Genomic DNA, 16497 nt, shown 5'->3' with positions numbered 1-16497 from the left:
AATTATTTGAATTAGAAGCAACAAAATTGATTTCATATGATAAAATAAATAGTAACGTCCATTGCCAACTTCCTATATAATGCCTAGCATTTTAACAAGTCGATTTAATTAATGAACAACTGGTCCTCTGAAAAAATATCTGTCCTGGCCTTAGTCTTACTGATTACTGGTGCAATTGATAGTATAAGAAATTTACCGGGAACCGCGCTGTTCGGTTCTTCATTAATTTTTTTCTTTATCTTTTCCGCAATTGTTTTCTTAATTCCAGTGGCTTTAGTAGCAGCAGAATTGTCGTCAACGTGGTCGGATGAGGAAGGCGGAATTTACAGTTGGGTGAAGCATGCTTACGGTGAGAATCTTGCTTTTTTTACCATCTGGTTGCAATGGATCAATACCTTAGTCTGGTATCCCACAATTTTATCCTTTATAGCAGGTGTCTTGGCCTATTTGATCAATCCCGAACTCGCACAAAATAAATATTACCTGATTTCAGTAATTCTAGTTATTTTTTGGTCATTAACTCTAATTGCATTATCCGGGTTACGCGCTTCAGCACATTTTGCCGGTCTTTGTGCCATACTAGGAATGATACTGCCCATGGGCTTTATTATTTTTCTTGCCTTAATTTGGGTCATTAAAGGAAATCCTATAGCAATTAATATGAGCTTAGAGCATTTGATACCGCACTGGAAAGACAGCCAATCTTGGGTATCACTTACTGCAATTATGACTTCATTTTTAGGCATGGAGCTCGCAGCAGTACACGTTCGCAATGTGCAAAACCCACAAACCAATTTCCCTCGCGCAATGTTTTTTTCAGTATTGCTTATCCTAACAACCATGATTTTCGGCTCATTAGCGATTGCATTTGTTCTACCCAAAGAAAAAATCAGTTTAATTGATGGCGTACTGCAAGCCTTTACTAACTTTTTCCATGCATATAACCTTGAGTGGCTCTTACCTATCCTGATCGCATTATTACTTTTAGGCAGCTTAGGCAGTATGATCAACTGGATCATTTCGCCAGCTAAAGGTTTGCTTATGGCGGCCAATCATAACTTCTTACCGAAATTTATGTGCCAATTAAACAAACGAGGAATGCCCTCACGAATTTTAATTACGCAAGCCATTTTGGTGACGCTTTTATGCAGTGGCTTTCTCTTGTTTCCAAGTGTCAATGCCATCTATTGGTTGTTTACTGCATTAAGCACCGAACTCTACATCATGATGTATGTTTTGATGTTTATTGCCGCTTGGAAATTAAAAAGCAAATATGCTCATCTTCATAGACCTTTTGCAATACCAGGGAAAAAAGCAGGCTACTATCTGACCTGTATTCTGGGTTTATGTGGCTGTACCATGACTTTAATTGTAGGTTTCATTCCACCCGTTGAATTTATGAATTTCGGTAGTGCCAATCATTTCCGTCTGGTTTTCTCTATAGGAATCGTCTTAATGATGCTTCCTGCATTTTTCCTGTACGGGCGTAAAAAATACATCACCAAACCTAGGACTTAATAGAGAAAAGATTACTTATGCTGTTCAAATGAGGTGCGCTCATCTTCATCGGGAGCTGGATGAGGCTTCATTTGGTCCACCGCAAATCTGTATTTGGAACTCGCTGACTCGATCTTTGGTAAATCAACCCCTTGTTTTTTATCAAAAGACTCTCTACCTAGAAAATGCTTGGATTCCAAAAATTTTTGCAGTAAGGTGGATACTTCACTTGAAAATATTTGGATTGTGAATCCTAATAATTTACGCGTTTTACCCAATGTTGTCTTTTCTTGTTGTACATTGGCTACATCAATAACCTTTTTAACAGCTTCTGCTAGAGAAGATTTTGCTTCTTCAAATGTACATTTGCTATTCTCTAAATCATTATTAAGCTTATTAATTCGCTCTTTCAATCGGACCATTGCATGCACGACTGGATCAGTCTTGTTCAAACCTGGATTAGCACCATTTAAAATCTCTTGCCATTTTTTAGGCAGTGACTTTTTTAAATCGTTAACTACATTGTCAAATTTTTGAAGGTTTCCTCTAGTAAGATTTATTTTTTCTTCGAGTGTGGATACTCGTTCTTGAAGAGGTTCTATTTTTAATGCTTCGACTAGAGAAGATTTCGCTTCTTCAAACGTGCACTCATTATGTTCCAGAGCACTCCTAATCTGATTAATTTGTGCATTTAACTCAACCATTATATGTGCTGCCGCAGGATCAGTTGCTTTCAAATTAGAAACAGGAGTATTTAAAAACTCTTGCCATTGTGTAGGAAGGCGCTGTTTTAACTCATCTGTAAAATCGTCCAACTTTTGAAGGTTCTCTCTAGAGAGATTAATTTTTTCTTCGAGCTCTAATATTTGCTCCCAGATTATTTCTATTTTTTCCGAGTCAACCTCCTTTGCTGCATATTCGTGTAATACACGCTGCAAAGTTTCTTGCAATATCCTTTCATCTTGAGAAAGTTGACCTCTCTTATTAAGCGCAAAGAGTTTTTCATGAGCCTCAGCATACATTTCATAAATATTTTGGGGGTAATATTGTAATTTCTGACTCATATCTTGCAGGGCTTGAAAGGAAGGAACATGGTATTTTTCAGGATTATTAGGATAAAATTTGTTTAAAATTTTTTGAAATTCAACCAGATTATCAATTCGCTGACTGTAAGCTTGATAAAGTCCTTTTTTATGCTGCTGCAGGTCCATATTATAACGCATAAAATAATTATAACGCGGATCACTTTTATCAAAAGGGTTAGGGATTGGTTTAAATGAATCGTCAAGAATTTTTTTCAAATCCTCTTTGGATTTAATTTTTAATTCATCAATTCCATCAAGAACATCCTTAATCGTTAAATGCTCTCTAAACTCCGAAACAAGTGCATTTTTATTTTCGAATAAACTATCTAAGTCCTTTATTACATTACTATCAAAATGGGTATTCCCAGCTCGTACATAGGAACTATGCTGACCTGTATTCCCACTACCCACACCGGTATCAGTTATCATTAACTTGCCATTGATAAAAGCAAAATTATCGTAATTTCCCAAAAAATCATGAAACCCCATAAGGCCACAAACAACAAATGCCTTCCTTAATGGAGCAAAACCTGATTCTTGTAATTTCTCCCTATTATAGACTTCTGTTTTTTTTCCTTTGGGGGTATCAAACTGACCAGCAAATTGAGATGCCAGTTCTTCCTTTACAAAACCATTTTCATCAAGATAAAATTTATTGCCGGATGGAAAGTTATCAGGATTTTTTTCATTATGATATGTAGAGTAAGCTATCGTATTCCTGACCGCTGTCCCGTCACCGAGGAAAAAGTTTAAGAGGCCAGAATTAGCAACTTCTACTCGATTACGAACATTATTAATTGAATAATCTTCTTTAGTTTGAAGCCTGATGGCCCCTGTTTTGACCAAATAAAGACGTTGTTGTTTCTCTACATCAGTTGCCTTTAAATACTGTTGCCTGTCTATGTCTCTTTCTTGCGAAATAGTGGATTTATTTTCTTCACGCTCACGATACCAAAGCCACTTTCCCTTTACAGTACCGCTCGTCTTAGGAGCAACACCTGGTGCATGAATCCCCATTTTTTTACCAAAAAAATTTTTTTTATCTATAAAATCTACCATTTTGGTCTCGCAAAACATGCTAAACGCGCACTACTTATGGTAAATTATAGATCAAAAAGAATTATTATCGGACAAATAAAGAAAATTTGTATTCCTAATAATAGAAATAAATATCCATAGAGCTCTATATAAGAAGACAATGACTTACATAGATTTTTCTATAGCTGTCATTTAGTATTACAACTTATCCTTTTCTTCCAATGAAATAACTCGAGCTTCATGCTCTAACATCACAGGAATATCATCATGGATAGGAAATGCCAATCGATCAAATTTACAAATGAGTTCCTGCTTTTTTAATAATAATTTTCCTTTACATAAAGGACACACCAATATTTCCAATAGTTTTTTATCCACAAAATTCTCCAAAGAACCTAAGTCACTTTATTTCTTACATATACAGGTTGAGCTTGGGCAACTGAAATGGGTTTTTGCCCAAAAAATTGCGCAAATTGAATCATAGCTGCCGCAGAAGGATTCACTGTAATTTTATCACTAATTTGTGATTTAACTTCCGAGGTAAACGCATCCCAATATAAGTCTGCCCCTACTCCTGCAAGGGTTATAGGTTGATACTCAGGAAGACTGAGTTCATGCACTGGATTAACACGCTCCTCTGCTATCCATTGATCTGGTGCAAAATAAGCCCAGTACATTTCTTGCATACGCGCATCCAGTACGGCCAATACAGGGAGCTGATTCATCTGCTTTTCCTGGCGAACCGACCAAGCGATAGCGACTAAGCTACTCACTGGAATCAACTGCAAATCATGAGCATAAGCCAATCCTTTTGCAATACTGCATGCTATACGCAAACCGGTAAAACTTCCGGGGCCACGACCAAATACTATGCCATCCAGCTGATGCATTTGTAAACTGGCGTTGGCCATTAGCTTATCAATCATCGGTAAAATAAATTGTGCATGTGTTTTTTGATTACTTTGTTCTTCACAAAGTAATTCTTTTCCGGTCAGTAAAGCCACACTGGCCGTTTCTGTAGATGTATCAATCGCTAGCAGTTTCATAATCCAGCTCTAATTCTTTAATAAATGTAAGCACTTTCTGCTCATCGCGTGTTTTCGGTAATTGGGGCAAACTGGCCAAAATTCGTCCACCATAGTCTCTGCTGGTTAGACGAGGATCGGCGATCATTAGAACCCCTTTATCAGTGTTATCCCGAATCAACCGCCCTACCCCTTGCTTTAGGGCAATTACTGCCCCTGGTAGAGATAGTTCATCAAAACCTGACAAGCCTTTTTCTTTTAAGTAAGCCATTCTACCACGAATTACGGGATCAACTGGACTGGAAAAAGGCAACTTATCAATAATAACACAAGAAAGAGCCTCACCTTTTACATCCACTCCTTCCCAAAAAGTGGCAGTTCCCAATAAAACAGCATTACCTAATTGTCTAAAACGCTCCAATAAAATTGGTTTTGCCTCCGTGCCCTGAATTAATAAGGGGTAGTTTAAAATACTGCCCATCATTTGAGCAACTTGTTTTAATGCTTTATGACTGGTAAACAGAAAAAAACAGCGGCCTCCTAAAGCGTCAATTAAAGGAATGGCTCGTGATACTAATAACTCATAATAGGCTGAATCTTTTGGATCGGGTAATCCTCTAGGCAAATAAAGTAACGCTTGTTGTCGATAATCAAAAGGACTGGGCAATAATAACGTTCTCGCCCCATTTAATCCAAGTGGTTTACAAAAACAATCAAAAGAATCTGCAATAGTTAAAGTTGCCGAAGTAAATACGTAAGTACACTCTTGGCGCAGGAGCAAGCTACTGAAGGTTTCTGCAACATCGTAGGGAGTAATGTGAAAAACTAAAGTATGTCTAAAACGTTCCAGCCAACGTATTTTATTATTACTTTCCTGAGTAAAGAACGACAAAATTCGAGCAAACTCTTCCAATCGCTCTTTGCACCGCGCCAGTCCAGGAAATTCAGTAAGCGACAGTTCGCTAAAGCAGTTCATCACTTCATCTTTTAACGTCAACCAATTAGTCCATGCCCCCATAAAGGATTTATTATGCTTTACTTCATGCCAACTGAACCGCTCATCCGCACCGGGTAAACAATTTAATAATTCATCAAGGAGCTGATCGGCTTTATGGCTTAAGAGTTTTAAAGGTTGATTTGCCAGATCCATAACCGGCCACTCTTTAATCAGATCATCTAATAAATCACGAAATTGACGCGTTCCAATACGCTCACCATTGAAATGAGTTGCTATTTCGGCAAGTTGATGGGCCTCATCAAAGATAATAACATCCACACCTGGCAATAACTCGCCAAACCCCTCTTCTTTTAGGCGTGAATCCGCAAAAAAAAGATGGTGATTAATCACCACCACATCTGCATCGAGCGCACGTTTACGTGCTTTGAGTAAGAAGCAGGTTTCGTGATTAGGGCACTCAGCGCCCAAGCAATTATCCACTGTGGAGGTAACATATGGCCAGACGGGTGAATCCTCACTCAGTTCGGGTAGTTCCGAACGATCCCCGTTTTTCATTTGTGATAATTTACTTCGTACATGAGCCACTTCATGCGCGCATTGGGGGCTTTGAAACTGCCCTTCTTCGGAGTGCAGTTCTACTCGGTATTGGCAAATATAGTTGAATCTTCCTTTTAGATTTTGTATACGTGCAGATAATCCTAAGGCTCTAACCAAAGTAGGTAAATCTTTTTGATAGAGTTGATCTTGCAGTGTTTTAGTTGCTGTAGAAATCAGTGCTTTTTTGCCACTTAACAAGCAAGGAAGCAAGTAAGCAAAAGTTTTGCCTGTTCCCGTACCTGCCTCAGCAATCAAAATTGATTTTTCTTCAATTGCTTCAGCAATCGCTACAGCTAAATCAGATTGTGGCTTACGCGCCACAAATCCTGCAATAGCCGTGGAAAGTCGACCTTTCTCACTAAGAATTCGCTGGCATGAGTCAGCAAGTGAAGTGATTTCTACCACTCTTTCTGTAAATATTGAAGTTTATCCTTAACCTCGTCCCAATCTTTGGCATCAGGTGGGGCATCTTTTTTAGCGGTTATATTAGGCCAGTTTTTAGCAAGCTCGGCATTTAATTCTTTAAATTGCTGCTGTTCTGAAGTTAAATCATCCTCAGAAACAATGGCACTGACAGGACATTCAGGTTCACACAATGCACAATCAATACACTCATCTGGATGAATCACCAAAAAATTTGGTCCTTCATAAAAGCAATCAACAGGGCATACTTCAACACAATCAGTATACTTACACCTAATACAACTTTCTGTTACTACAAAAGTCATGATAACCTTTTTTTAAGCTGGAAATAATGAATATTAAATCATAAAACTAATCACTTAAGATAGTGGTTTTCATAGGAATTGCATCATCTAAAACCAAGCCCTATTTGCTCACGCGATTTAAGTTGCACAGTGAACATCTGAAAATGAGTAGTACAACACCATTACTTTCTTTCTGGGCAATTATTATTCTTGAAAGATAAGTGGTACTATGCTGTAATTTTACACAATTTTTAATAGCACCGAGTAAAAATTAATCGTCGACCTTCAACGAATCGATAATATTTTTTGAATTTTTTTGTAATGGAGTATCCATGGGATTAACAGTAAAACCTATAAGCGCGAAATATCGAAAGTTAATAAGACTGATCCATGACTTTAATAAAATAGCACCTGAAGATGTGGTCCAGCGTTTATTTTACCTGCAAAAAATCAATTACTCAGTCAATTCAATACGTATCACTGAAGGAGAATATCATTGGCTATCAGCCACTGATGAAGAGAGTTGGCAAGCACATCTCTTGGCTTATGGAATAAATCCTGATGGTGCTTTCCTTTACAAAGGAATTCAATTTGCAAAGGCAGTAGCAGCACAATGCCCTGTAGCTGCCGCTGAGCTGCCAGAACAAGATGACACCGAGCTCTATAAGTTAATGAAAGAGCGAGATGCATTATTGAAGAGCAACCAACCTTTTTCCCAAATTAAAGAACAATTTGTAACAATAAGCCAGCGTCTTAGTCTGTTAGCTGAACACGATATGATACTGAAACAAAATCTCGATGACCACACTCGAATTTTAGCACTGGCCAAAGAGAAAATCAGCGCTATTAAAGGTGAAATTGTTACATGTAGCTCTGCCTATAAGACAGAGGTTCTAGGTGACGAGGCTGTTAATAACCACAACTATACACTCGAAATGAGAGGCTGGGACAAAACTCTGGTTCTATCTGTAGTAGACCGAAGTGATTTAAGTGATCAAGATCTATACTCTGATCCTGTTTCAAAATATTTCGCGAATGATAGTGGTCTTTTTATGATGCAATTCAAAAGTGAAGACCAGCAGGAACTAGAATACAGGCCGGTGGTATTAAGCCAATATGCTAACCAGGGAAATTTACTTCATGTCGCAAAATCGCTAAAAGGCGAGTCCCAAGAAACAATCGCCGCAAGAGCAAAATTTCACTTTAATCAAATTAATGATTTTTGTCTTAAACTCAAAGAAGCAGGTTACTACCATCCTGATATTAAATTAAGTAATTTTTTGGCACATAATCATAAGTTGGTAATTAGTGACCGCAAAACATTTGTCAATTCCCCCAATCCTTTTGCCAGCTTAGTACGAGCTTCTCCGCGCTACGCTCCTCCCGAATATCTTGTATGTATTAATGAAGAGACTAAGACATACTCTCCTGCTGCGTACAAAACCCACCTCAATGTGGAACAACTGATGTCCTACCAACTCGGTATGGCGCTTAAAGAATTCTTAATTGCGACGCAAGTGGATAAGCTACCTGATTTAAGAAAAACGCGTCATCGGACTGCACTTTCATATTTTCAAAAACCAGGCCATGCAATAACCAATTTGTCCGTTCTTGTTGAAGAATTAACACGTCCTGAAGTAGGCAAAAGACTTTCCATTGATCAATTCCAACAGCTATTATTCTTGATTAACAACCCAGCTGTATTTCATAGAAAACTTGAAATAGCATTATCTTCAGAGACATTAGGCATTAAAAATGAATTAATAGGGATTAAAAAGCTTTTGGCTGCCGATAACCTCGAAAAAGAAGTATTTTTAGAGCAAGCGGACGCCATTTTTACCGCTATTTCAGAACGAGATCCTAGAGAACCTCGCTTAAATCGAATCGCCGAACAATTAGCGACAAAATGTTATCAAAAATATTCGAAAGAATATTTTTCCAGAATTTCTGAGGATATTGAAGATGCTCTATTAACCGAAGATTGGGGGGCTGCAAGCTGGTGGAGACAAGCAATCCATCTTCTCTCTTTCGGCTTTTTCAGAGTGGACAGAGTGACCCCAGTAGACAAAATAAAGCTTTCTCTCGATTATAACGATCCAACATTCCGCACCCATTTTATTCAATTAGAATTTTTGCCTGCAGAAGAGCTCGATGATCTAGGCATCGCTGAGTCAAATAACTTCAAAGATTACTTTGAAGCGCATTTAGATGAGATTCGAGCCCTTAATACCTCGAACTCGGACAGCGAGAGCGATGAGGCTGATAATGAAAATGAAGAGGAAGCGCCTGAGGGTGAAAAAGATCGAGAAGGCACACCCGCAAAATCCCCTACGATTAGCAATGAAGAAACCCCAGCGGAGTCCTCTTCATTTCAGACTATGGTAGTCAAGAAAAACAGTTCTAAGAAAGCAGAAGCACCCGTTGCTTCCCAAAAATCTGCAGATGGAACATTACATTCTGAATCTCAAAAGGGTTCTCCACACCGAGAGAAACCTCAACAACATAAGAAAAAAACTTCTGTGGGTCTTGCAGAAAGCCAACATTTTTTTGCAAATTATGCAAAATTGTCCAAAGCTGTCTCATCGAAGAAAAGAGGTGCATCAGCACATCGGGTTGGAAGCACCCTCTTTAGAGGTGAGCAAAGAACGCAGCACCCGCGGATTCAAGATGTTTTTGAACCGTTGACTGAAGGAAAAACATCCGAACCATAGATAGAGCTACAAGTTTGGTACAATAAAAAATAGATAAATGCTCAAGGAAGAGCTGCTTCATTTCCTCAAAATTGTTTTTTTCTTCGAATACAAACTAATAACAATCGTATTTTTAAAATTTTCTTTTCTATTCACATTGATTATTCTATGGAAATCCTTAAAGTTCTTTTTGACCAAAAGCATAAAAATTGTCTATATTTATAATCAGGAATAATTTGGTTTTATAAGGACGTAACTAATGGAGTTGGGGCAAAAAAATAGGATTATCAAAAGATTTTTAAAAGAAAAGTGTGAAAATCCTATTGCAATGGAGCTGCAAAGTATCGATCTTGAGCATTATTCTGATCTAGATAAGTTGTTGGATCATATCGATTTCCATCAAAATGGTTTATTTGACTTGGAAACCCTAGAATCAGATCCCGAACAATGGCGAGAATTTTGTGGCATCATTAAATATTCTTCTAACTTTGAGAAAGGGGGCTCACCTCCTCTATTAAAGTCTGTCGACTTCAAAAAAGCAGAAGAAGGCATACGCTATACCCAAAATGCTCATGAGATTATTCGATTACCCAAAGACAATTACTACGAACGACCAACTCATACACCCACAGAAGTTGATACTGAATTAGATGATTTAATAATTAACAGCAGAACAAAACTGTACTCGCTTACCCAAACTTTTCCAGAAGCCACACCATTTGACGCCTCCAATTTCATACAGGTCACAGCACTGATTCAACGTCTGCAAGAAGAGATAGAACGGTTGCCGCATAATGATTCAGAAAAAGAAAGGATAGAAGAACGATTAAATATTCTATCCGATCTTAATAATATTAATGAATTAAAGCGTATCTGTATCCCGCAAGACAATGGGTCCACGCTTATTTATTGTACACTACAAGAGAATATAGGTGGTGTAACAGAAAAAATCACCTTAATGAGTTTGGATAATGTAAAAAAACAATTACGCCATCTATGTGAGAGTGCGCCAGATTTGAGTATAAAGGATTATCAGGCTGCGAGAGAACAATATAAACTGAGTACGGAAGCCATTATCAAACTACCTAAACATGGTGCTATTCAAGAAGTTCAACATGAAGCAATGGCGCTTAATGTTTCTCGATTGATGGAATTAGATACGGCCACTACCACGACCATTTCTCATAACGGACACCCTGCATTATTTATTCCCTTTGATGAGATACAGTTACTTAGTGGTTTTTCTTTAGGAAAAACTTTTTACGCATGGTTATTAGGAAAAACTTATACTCACTATTCAACCATCAAATCTTTAGGTGAAGGAATACAAGCGGACTGTTTTATTGATGATTTTGGCGATGCATTTGCCTTGCTTTACCTATGCAGTGATACCGATGCAATAGGTGGAAATTGTCAAAATAAGGCATTAAGAAATGCAAAATCACTTTTTATTTTTGACCAGTCACTTATGGATACTCACAAATTTATCCTTGATTCACGCTTGTGTCTTATACCAGGAGAGTTTCTTAAGAAACACACACGCCATGGTTTGGGGAGAAATCGTACCCTCATTGAAGATTCGTCCATGCATTCTAAATTTGAAAGCATCATGCAATTACGTGCAATGGACGATAAAATTCTCCAATATGTGACTCACGTTATATGGCAACATCAGCAACAAGCAGCTCGAATTAAACGACAATTTAAAAAACCATTGAGCACTGAAAAACAAAGCCAATTAACTTCCGAGTTAAGTGATCTCATGCTTTTAGAAAAAGATGCAGAAACGTTGCGCACTCGGATAATGGAACGTCTCGCAGCAATTGATGATATGTTACCGCAATCAACAGGTGATATCGATTTGCCTATGGTAAGAAATGCTTTGATTTTTGAAAAACTAATACATAATCCTATATTGTATAGTGACGATGGGCGCCCTTTTAAAAACCCTTGGACTTACAGACAACAAAATAAACTTAAAAAAATAGATGATCTGGGTAATGACTTGATACAACTCACCTTTAGCGACAAAGTCTCTTCAGTCATGGTGGATTTTATTAAACGGCGTGGTGGAGGTGAGTCCATAACTATCACCACAGCAAAAACGATCACCCTAAGTAAAGCTCAATTGATTGCATTAAGAGAAGACATACTCCATCCTGAGCATCAATTAGTCTTAGATCCAGCCATAAACTATTTGGATCCACTCGATTTGGCAGCAATTAAAGAAGCTTATAATGCAGGAAATCGAACTTACATTATGCACACGATTACAAGTTACCGTGAGAAAATGAATAATGATAAGGTCTCTGTTGATGAACAATTGAAATGTATTGTTGAAACGGAAGAACAATTGAAACAATTGATTATGAGCGCTCATGATAGAGGCTTCGGCATGCATGTCTTCAAAAAATTCTATTTTGATGCACAGCAACAATTGCAGCGGTTGATACCTCCTTCAAAAGTTCCAGTGAAGTTAAATAATGCTTTTGCTGCTGCTTTAAAGCTGGATAGAGTATCCGAATTTAATGCAGTCGTATTACAAGCAATAAAACAAGATAAAATCACGGATCAACAATTTATAAATTTTCTTGATGAATGCCTACAAAGAGCAAATGCAGCAACAAATTATACCCAAGCACAGAAAGAAAGCGCCGAACTCTCCAGTAAAGCTAAAGAGGTAATGTGTCAATTAGAGGTATTTACAATACCTTATTTTAGCCAGCTTCTCACATCATCATGCATGCAACAAGATGGATTGAAGCAGGATGTATTCATCATTGAAACAAAGCAGGAGAAGGAAGAAGAGGTGTGGACAGTAAAATCATCACCGACTTCATTGTCATCGGACACGGCACATGAGGAACATATAAAAATGTTATGCAATTAATAATTTATTTGCATATACTGAATGAAGTTAATGGAGCAATTATGCCTATACATGAGAGACGTCAACATTTTCGAGTAGAAGATCATATCTATTTTAACTACCGAGTTATGGAGCCAGGGGAACTGTGTCCTGATCGCGCAGTTGTGGATCAACTTTTAGGCAAAAATGGGCAACGATATCTTGAGGCTGCACATTATTTTCAAGAAATTGATTATGAATTAGCGGAACTAACTCAAGTTATTGCGCTTAAAGAACCTACAATAGCCCACTATCTTAATCTACTCAATGCAAAAATAGATTACTTATCACGACAAATGCTTATGACCAATACGATTCAGCTACGCAAGGTCAATATTAGTCTAGGTGGAATGGCATTTAAGACACCTGAGCTCATTAAGGAAAAAACACTGTTAAAATTGGTCATCTATACCAAACCCAAAATGATACCTGTCATTGTTGAAGGCACTGTGGTTTATAGTCAATATCAAAGCGAACATAACTACCGAACTGCAGTATCATTTAATGGATTAACCAATGAACAAGAACAAATTCTTTCTCAACATATTTTATTGGCACAGGCGAAACACCGTTCGGACTAAAAAATAATTTAATCATTTTAAGTACAAAATTGCCAAATAACACGTACACTATACTGCGTTTATGATGTAGCAAATAAGAGGCAAACATGACCAGAATAGTATATTGCTGTAAATTAAAACAAGAAGCTGAAGGCTTATTAAAACCACCCTTCCCCGGTGCATTAGGTGAACGGGTTTATAATGAAGTATCAAAACAGGCCTGGAATATGTGGTTATCCCACCAAACCATGCTCATCAATGAATACCGTCTGAATTTAATGGAAGCTAAAGCACGCGAGTTTTTAAAAGAAGAAATGCAAAAATATTTTTTTGGTGAGGGTTCTGAAAAACCCGCTGGTTATACACCTAAATAAATTAAATGTAGTCCCGGGCAAAACTTCTAGCCTAGCGAGAGATTACCCCACTGTAGGGGAGTATTATAGATTCCTCACGGCTCTTGTGATGAGAATAAAAAAAGCGCGAATATTTTCTCTTGTTCTAAAATCGGAAACAAGCTTGGATTGTGTAGCCACTGTCTGGAACGTTTATTTCAAGCCAGTGGCTCCATGTGCTCATTAAATTAAAATTAAGAACGTCACTCCCCTCCCAAAATCGTCTATTTTCTTCTTCATCCTAAAATGTTGATATAAACTTAGCACAATAGAAAAATCAAATTCCAATCAGATTTAATTAGGACCAAAAAGATAAAATTAAATACTTAAAAAACAATCATTTATTCAAAAAAAGCACTATGATTATAAAAAATTCATAAAATAATAATTCAGAAATTATTGGGCTAAGAATAAAAAACAATTTTTTTTAAAAAAAAATGCATTCAACACTTGACTCAAAACGCTTCTCGGAGTCTAATAGCAACCCTCGGGGCCAGATAGCTCAGTCGGTAGAGCAGAGGACTGAAAATCCTCGTGTCGGCAGTTCGATTCTGCCTCTGGCCACCATGAGACCCCATAAAATCAATAAATTACAAGGCTCTTTCCCAATTACGGGGGCACTCACATTTAACAGCACAGCACCCTAACACGAGTTCTGTAATTTTCAAAGTTGCGAAAGCCATACGCTCTTCTTTGTGTCAGTTTCATTTTTCTATGAAACCCTTCTGTAATACCATTAGACTTTCTAAACCGCCACATGCGTAGTATCCTTCTTTCCATTGGCAGAATGTTTTTCCGAGAGCTGTTAACGCTTTAAATGGACTACTTTTCAGGTCATCAAGCATATTTAAAAACTGCGGAATCATTTTTTTACACCATTCTTTATTCATGGACTTGTGTAGGAGCAATGAATGCACCTGTTGCTGGAACTGATATATAGCGTTTATAGCCGGATTGCCTTCAAGAAAGGCATCACGCTTAATCCTTCTTTGAGGAGTCAATCTATCAGGTCGTGTACGCAGTAAAGCTAATATGCCCCGATTACTTTTTACTTGGCTCGATAGCTCGCGATAGGTCATCATACATTGATGTTGAAGTAAGCGAATGACATGAAAACGGTCCGCCACTATTTTGGCATTGAGAAAATGTGCCTCGGTAGTTGCACTATTTGGATTTTATCTTAATAAAAAAAATTAACTTAGCGTTATCTAAACGACGAATTAAAATTTATGAGAGACCATAGAAATTTGTGTGAGAACTGCAGATATTGATCATAACAAAGCGGTCAATCTATGAAAAACCCTGAATAATGAAAAGTTGATCTTGCCTCGAAAAATTGGACACCTCACTCAGCAACTTGAGAGGGATAATTAGATGATTTAAAATTTTGTTATGCAGAAAATGATTTTCGATAAACTTAATGGAGTCAAATATAGAGTGTAAGTTTATTCTCAATCTAATTTCTTTGGAGTTTTTGCATCACAGCGCGGCTTGATTTAAATACTCCATTTGTTGGGGTAGATCCCACCAAGGGACATAATCAGGGAGACGTCCGTGTCAATAATAAAAAAAAATCAATCGGCTCTTGGAACAGGAGCTATAATGCTCGCCACCTTATTTTGGGGAATGACTTTTGCATTTATAAAGGATGCTGTGGCAACACTTTCCCCGCTTAATTTTTTATTTTGGCGATTTGGAATTGCAAGCATCCTATTATTGATTGTTTTTTGGAAAAAAATAAAATTTAACAAACAAGTTTTTCTTTATGGAATAGTATTAGGCATTTTTTTGGCCGGTACTGTAGTCTTTCAAACCATTGGCTTACGCTACACCAAGGCATCAACAGCAAGTTTCATTACTGGGTTCTCTGTTATTTTAGTTGCGCTTTTGGAGTCATTATCCAATAAACAGTGGCCATCACTCTATTTAATTGTATCGACTTTGATAGCAATGATTGGCATCGGATTTATTACACTTTCAAATGGACTCTCGATAAATCAGGGTGATATCTGGATATTACTATGTGCCTTTTGTTTCGCAAATTATATTATTTGTGCTGGAAAAGCTTCTCATATTCATCAATCATTTTCCTTAACATTCATACAGGCCGCTTTTGTTTGTATTTTGGTGGGGGTTGGTAGTTTTTTTACCAATAAAATTGCAATTCCTCAACAAATGAATGTCTGGGTATCCATTTTATTTTGTAGTATTTTTGCATCAATCATTGCTTTTGTATTGCAACTGCAATTTCAAAAACATATCAGTGCAACCAAAGCAGCCATAATTTTTTCCCTCGAACCGGTATTCGCCACAATAACTGCGGCCATTTATTTACATGAAAAATTAACTTTTCAATTTTGTGTCGGTGCGTTAATGATATTTTTTGCCATCCTATTCTCTGAGAAACACACGAAACAAAAAATAATTCCGCAAGAATAGAGCGCGCAGCGCATAGGCGTAGGTTGGGCCAAGGCCTAACCTACGTGCTGGACGAATTGTCATAAGCTATTGGCTTTTATCTGTGCTCTCTATATTACTCCCGTCCTAAAATTCTATTGATAATCGCAATCGCTTGCTTATCACAAAAGATAGCATCAATTTCTGGTTCAGTAGCACAACCTATATTGTGACAGTATTCTTGAGAGGCTAAGGCATCGATGCATATTTTTATTCCGTTCTGAATCAATGAAATGGTCTTGGCTAATCGCTGATCATGATCATGATTGGTCACTCCTTGATATTGATCGACTAATTCAGATAATCCTTTTAATACTTGTTTACGAGCGGTTTGATGTTCTGCCCGTAATTTACATAGATCTCTCGCTAAATCATGGGTTTCATTATCACTCATCACCTCATTGGTATCTTCGATACATTGAGAAAGATCTAATCTAATTTTATTATTATCTGCGGGAATAATGGGATTATCAGGGCCTTTGTAAGTGGTGTTGTCTGCAAAAGTCACCGTCGTTGCAATTAAAAAGGCAAATGCAGTCAGTACTGAGATATTCATAATATTCCTTAATGAGATATTGATTCC

12 protein-coding genes, 1 tRNA gene and 1 pseudogene are annotated in these 16497 nt (G+C 37.4%); 7 read left to right on the top strand and 7 right to left on the bottom strand.

What is annotated here, in order from left to right; all coding sequences use genetic code 11:
- Positions 1-111 precede the first annotated feature (111 nt).
- Positions 112-1518 carry an APC family permease gene (locus tag ACF8MK_RS12240; protein ID WP_392536897.1) on the top strand — a complete coding sequence of 469 codons (1407 nt, stop codon included), beginning with the start codon at positions 112-114 and terminating at the stop codon, positions 1516-1518.
- A gap of 11 nt (positions 1519-1529) precedes the next feature.
- Here ACF8MK_RS12240 and ACF8MK_RS12235 read toward each other — a convergent pair whose 3' ends face one another.
- The 5 genes from ACF8MK_RS12235 to fdxA all read right to left on the bottom strand — a co-directional run bounded on the left by ACF8MK_RS12235 (position 1530) and on the right by fdxA (position 6928).
- Positions 1530-3641, bottom strand: a complete 2112-nt coding sequence (locus ACF8MK_RS12235) for a hypothetical protein (RefSeq protein WP_392536896.1) — start codon at positions 3639-3641, stop codon at positions 1530-1532.
- A 177-nt stretch (positions 3642-3818) separates the two neighbouring features.
- On the bottom strand, positions 3819-3998 hold the full coding sequence (locus ACF8MK_RS12230) for a Trm112 family protein (protein WP_058477350.1): 180 nt from the start codon (positions 3996-3998) through the stop codon (positions 3819-3821).
- Between the two features lie 17 nt (positions 3999-4015).
- Positions 4016-4666 carry a tRNA (adenosine(37)-N6)-threonylcarbamoyltransferase complex dimerization subunit type 1 TsaB gene (gene tsaB / locus ACF8MK_RS12225; protein ID WP_392536895.1) on the bottom strand — a complete coding sequence of 217 codons (651 nt, stop codon included), beginning with the start codon at positions 4664-4666 and terminating at the stop codon, positions 4016-4018.
- Complete coding sequence (locus ACF8MK_RS12220; RefSeq protein WP_392536894.1) at positions 4647-6605, bottom strand: ATP-dependent DNA helicase; 1959 nt, start codon at positions 6603-6605, stop codon at positions 4647-4649. Before ACF8MK_RS12220 ends, tsaB begins: the two co-directional genes overlap by 20 nt.
- Entirely contained in the window at positions 6599-6928 is a 330-nt protein-coding gene (gene fdxA / locus ACF8MK_RS12215) for a ferredoxin FdxA (RefSeq protein ID WP_392536893.1), read from the bottom strand. Before fdxA ends, ACF8MK_RS12220 begins: the two co-directional genes overlap by 7 nt.
- A gap of 311 nt (positions 6929-7239) precedes the next feature.
- Between fdxA and legK7 the strand changes: the two genes are divergently transcribed.
- The 5 genes from legK7 to ACF8MK_RS12190 all read left to right on the top strand — a co-directional run bounded on the left by legK7 (position 7240) and on the right by ACF8MK_RS12190 (position 14024).
- Positions 7240-9618, top strand: a complete 2379-nt coding sequence (gene legK7 / locus ACF8MK_RS12210; protein WP_392536892.1) for a LegK7 family Dot/Icm T4SS effector kinase — start codon at positions 7240-7242, stop codon at positions 9616-9618.
- Positions 9619-9856: 238 nt separating this feature from the next.
- Positions 9857-12487 (top strand): hypothetical protein, encoded by a 2631-nt coding sequence (locus tag ACF8MK_RS12205; RefSeq protein WP_392536891.1) that lies wholly within the window; start codon positions 9857-9859, stop codon positions 12485-12487.
- Positions 12488-12528: 41 nt separating this feature from the next.
- Positions 12529-13086, top strand: a complete 558-nt coding sequence (locus ACF8MK_RS12200; RefSeq protein WP_028380206.1) for a PilZ domain-containing protein — start codon at positions 12529-12531, stop codon at positions 13084-13086.
- A gap of 86 nt (positions 13087-13172) precedes the next feature.
- Positions 13173-13439: an oxidative damage protection protein gene (locus tag ACF8MK_RS12195; RefSeq protein ID WP_392536890.1), complete on the top strand. Its 267-nt coding sequence runs from the start codon at positions 13173-13175 to the stop codon at positions 13437-13439.
- Between the two features lie 509 nt (positions 13440-13948).
- A tRNA-Phe gene (locus tag ACF8MK_RS12190) sits at positions 13949-14024 on the top strand.
- Between the two features lie 60 nt (positions 14025-14084).
- Here ACF8MK_RS12190 and ACF8MK_RS12185 read toward each other — a convergent pair.
- Positions 14085-14584, bottom strand: a pseudogene (locus ACF8MK_RS12185) (transposase).
- 427 nt (positions 14585-15011) lie between these two features.
- Between ACF8MK_RS12185 and ACF8MK_RS12180 the strand changes: the two are divergent.
- Positions 15012-15896 carry a DMT family transporter gene (locus ACF8MK_RS12180; protein ID WP_392536889.1) on the top strand — a complete coding sequence of 295 codons (885 nt, stop codon included), beginning with the start codon at positions 15012-15014 and terminating at the stop codon, positions 15894-15896.
- Positions 15897-15990: 94 nt separating this feature from the next.
- On the opposite strand, the gene ACF8MK_RS12175 is transcribed toward ACF8MK_RS12180, so the two are convergent.
- Positions 15991-16470 carry a hypothetical protein gene (locus ACF8MK_RS12175; RefSeq protein WP_392536888.1) on the bottom strand — a complete coding sequence of 160 codons (480 nt, stop codon included), beginning with the start codon at positions 16468-16470 and terminating at the stop codon, positions 15991-15993.
- Between the last annotated feature and the right edge of the window lie 27 nt (positions 16471-16497).

The sequence above is a fragment of the Legionella sp. 227 genome (assembly GCF_043161935.1).
Lineage (GTDB): Bacteria > Pseudomonadota > Gammaproteobacteria > Legionellales > Legionellaceae > Legionella > Legionella sheltonii.
Note: the sequence above shows the minus strand (reverse complement) of the source record. Positions and strands in the feature narration are given on the sequence as shown.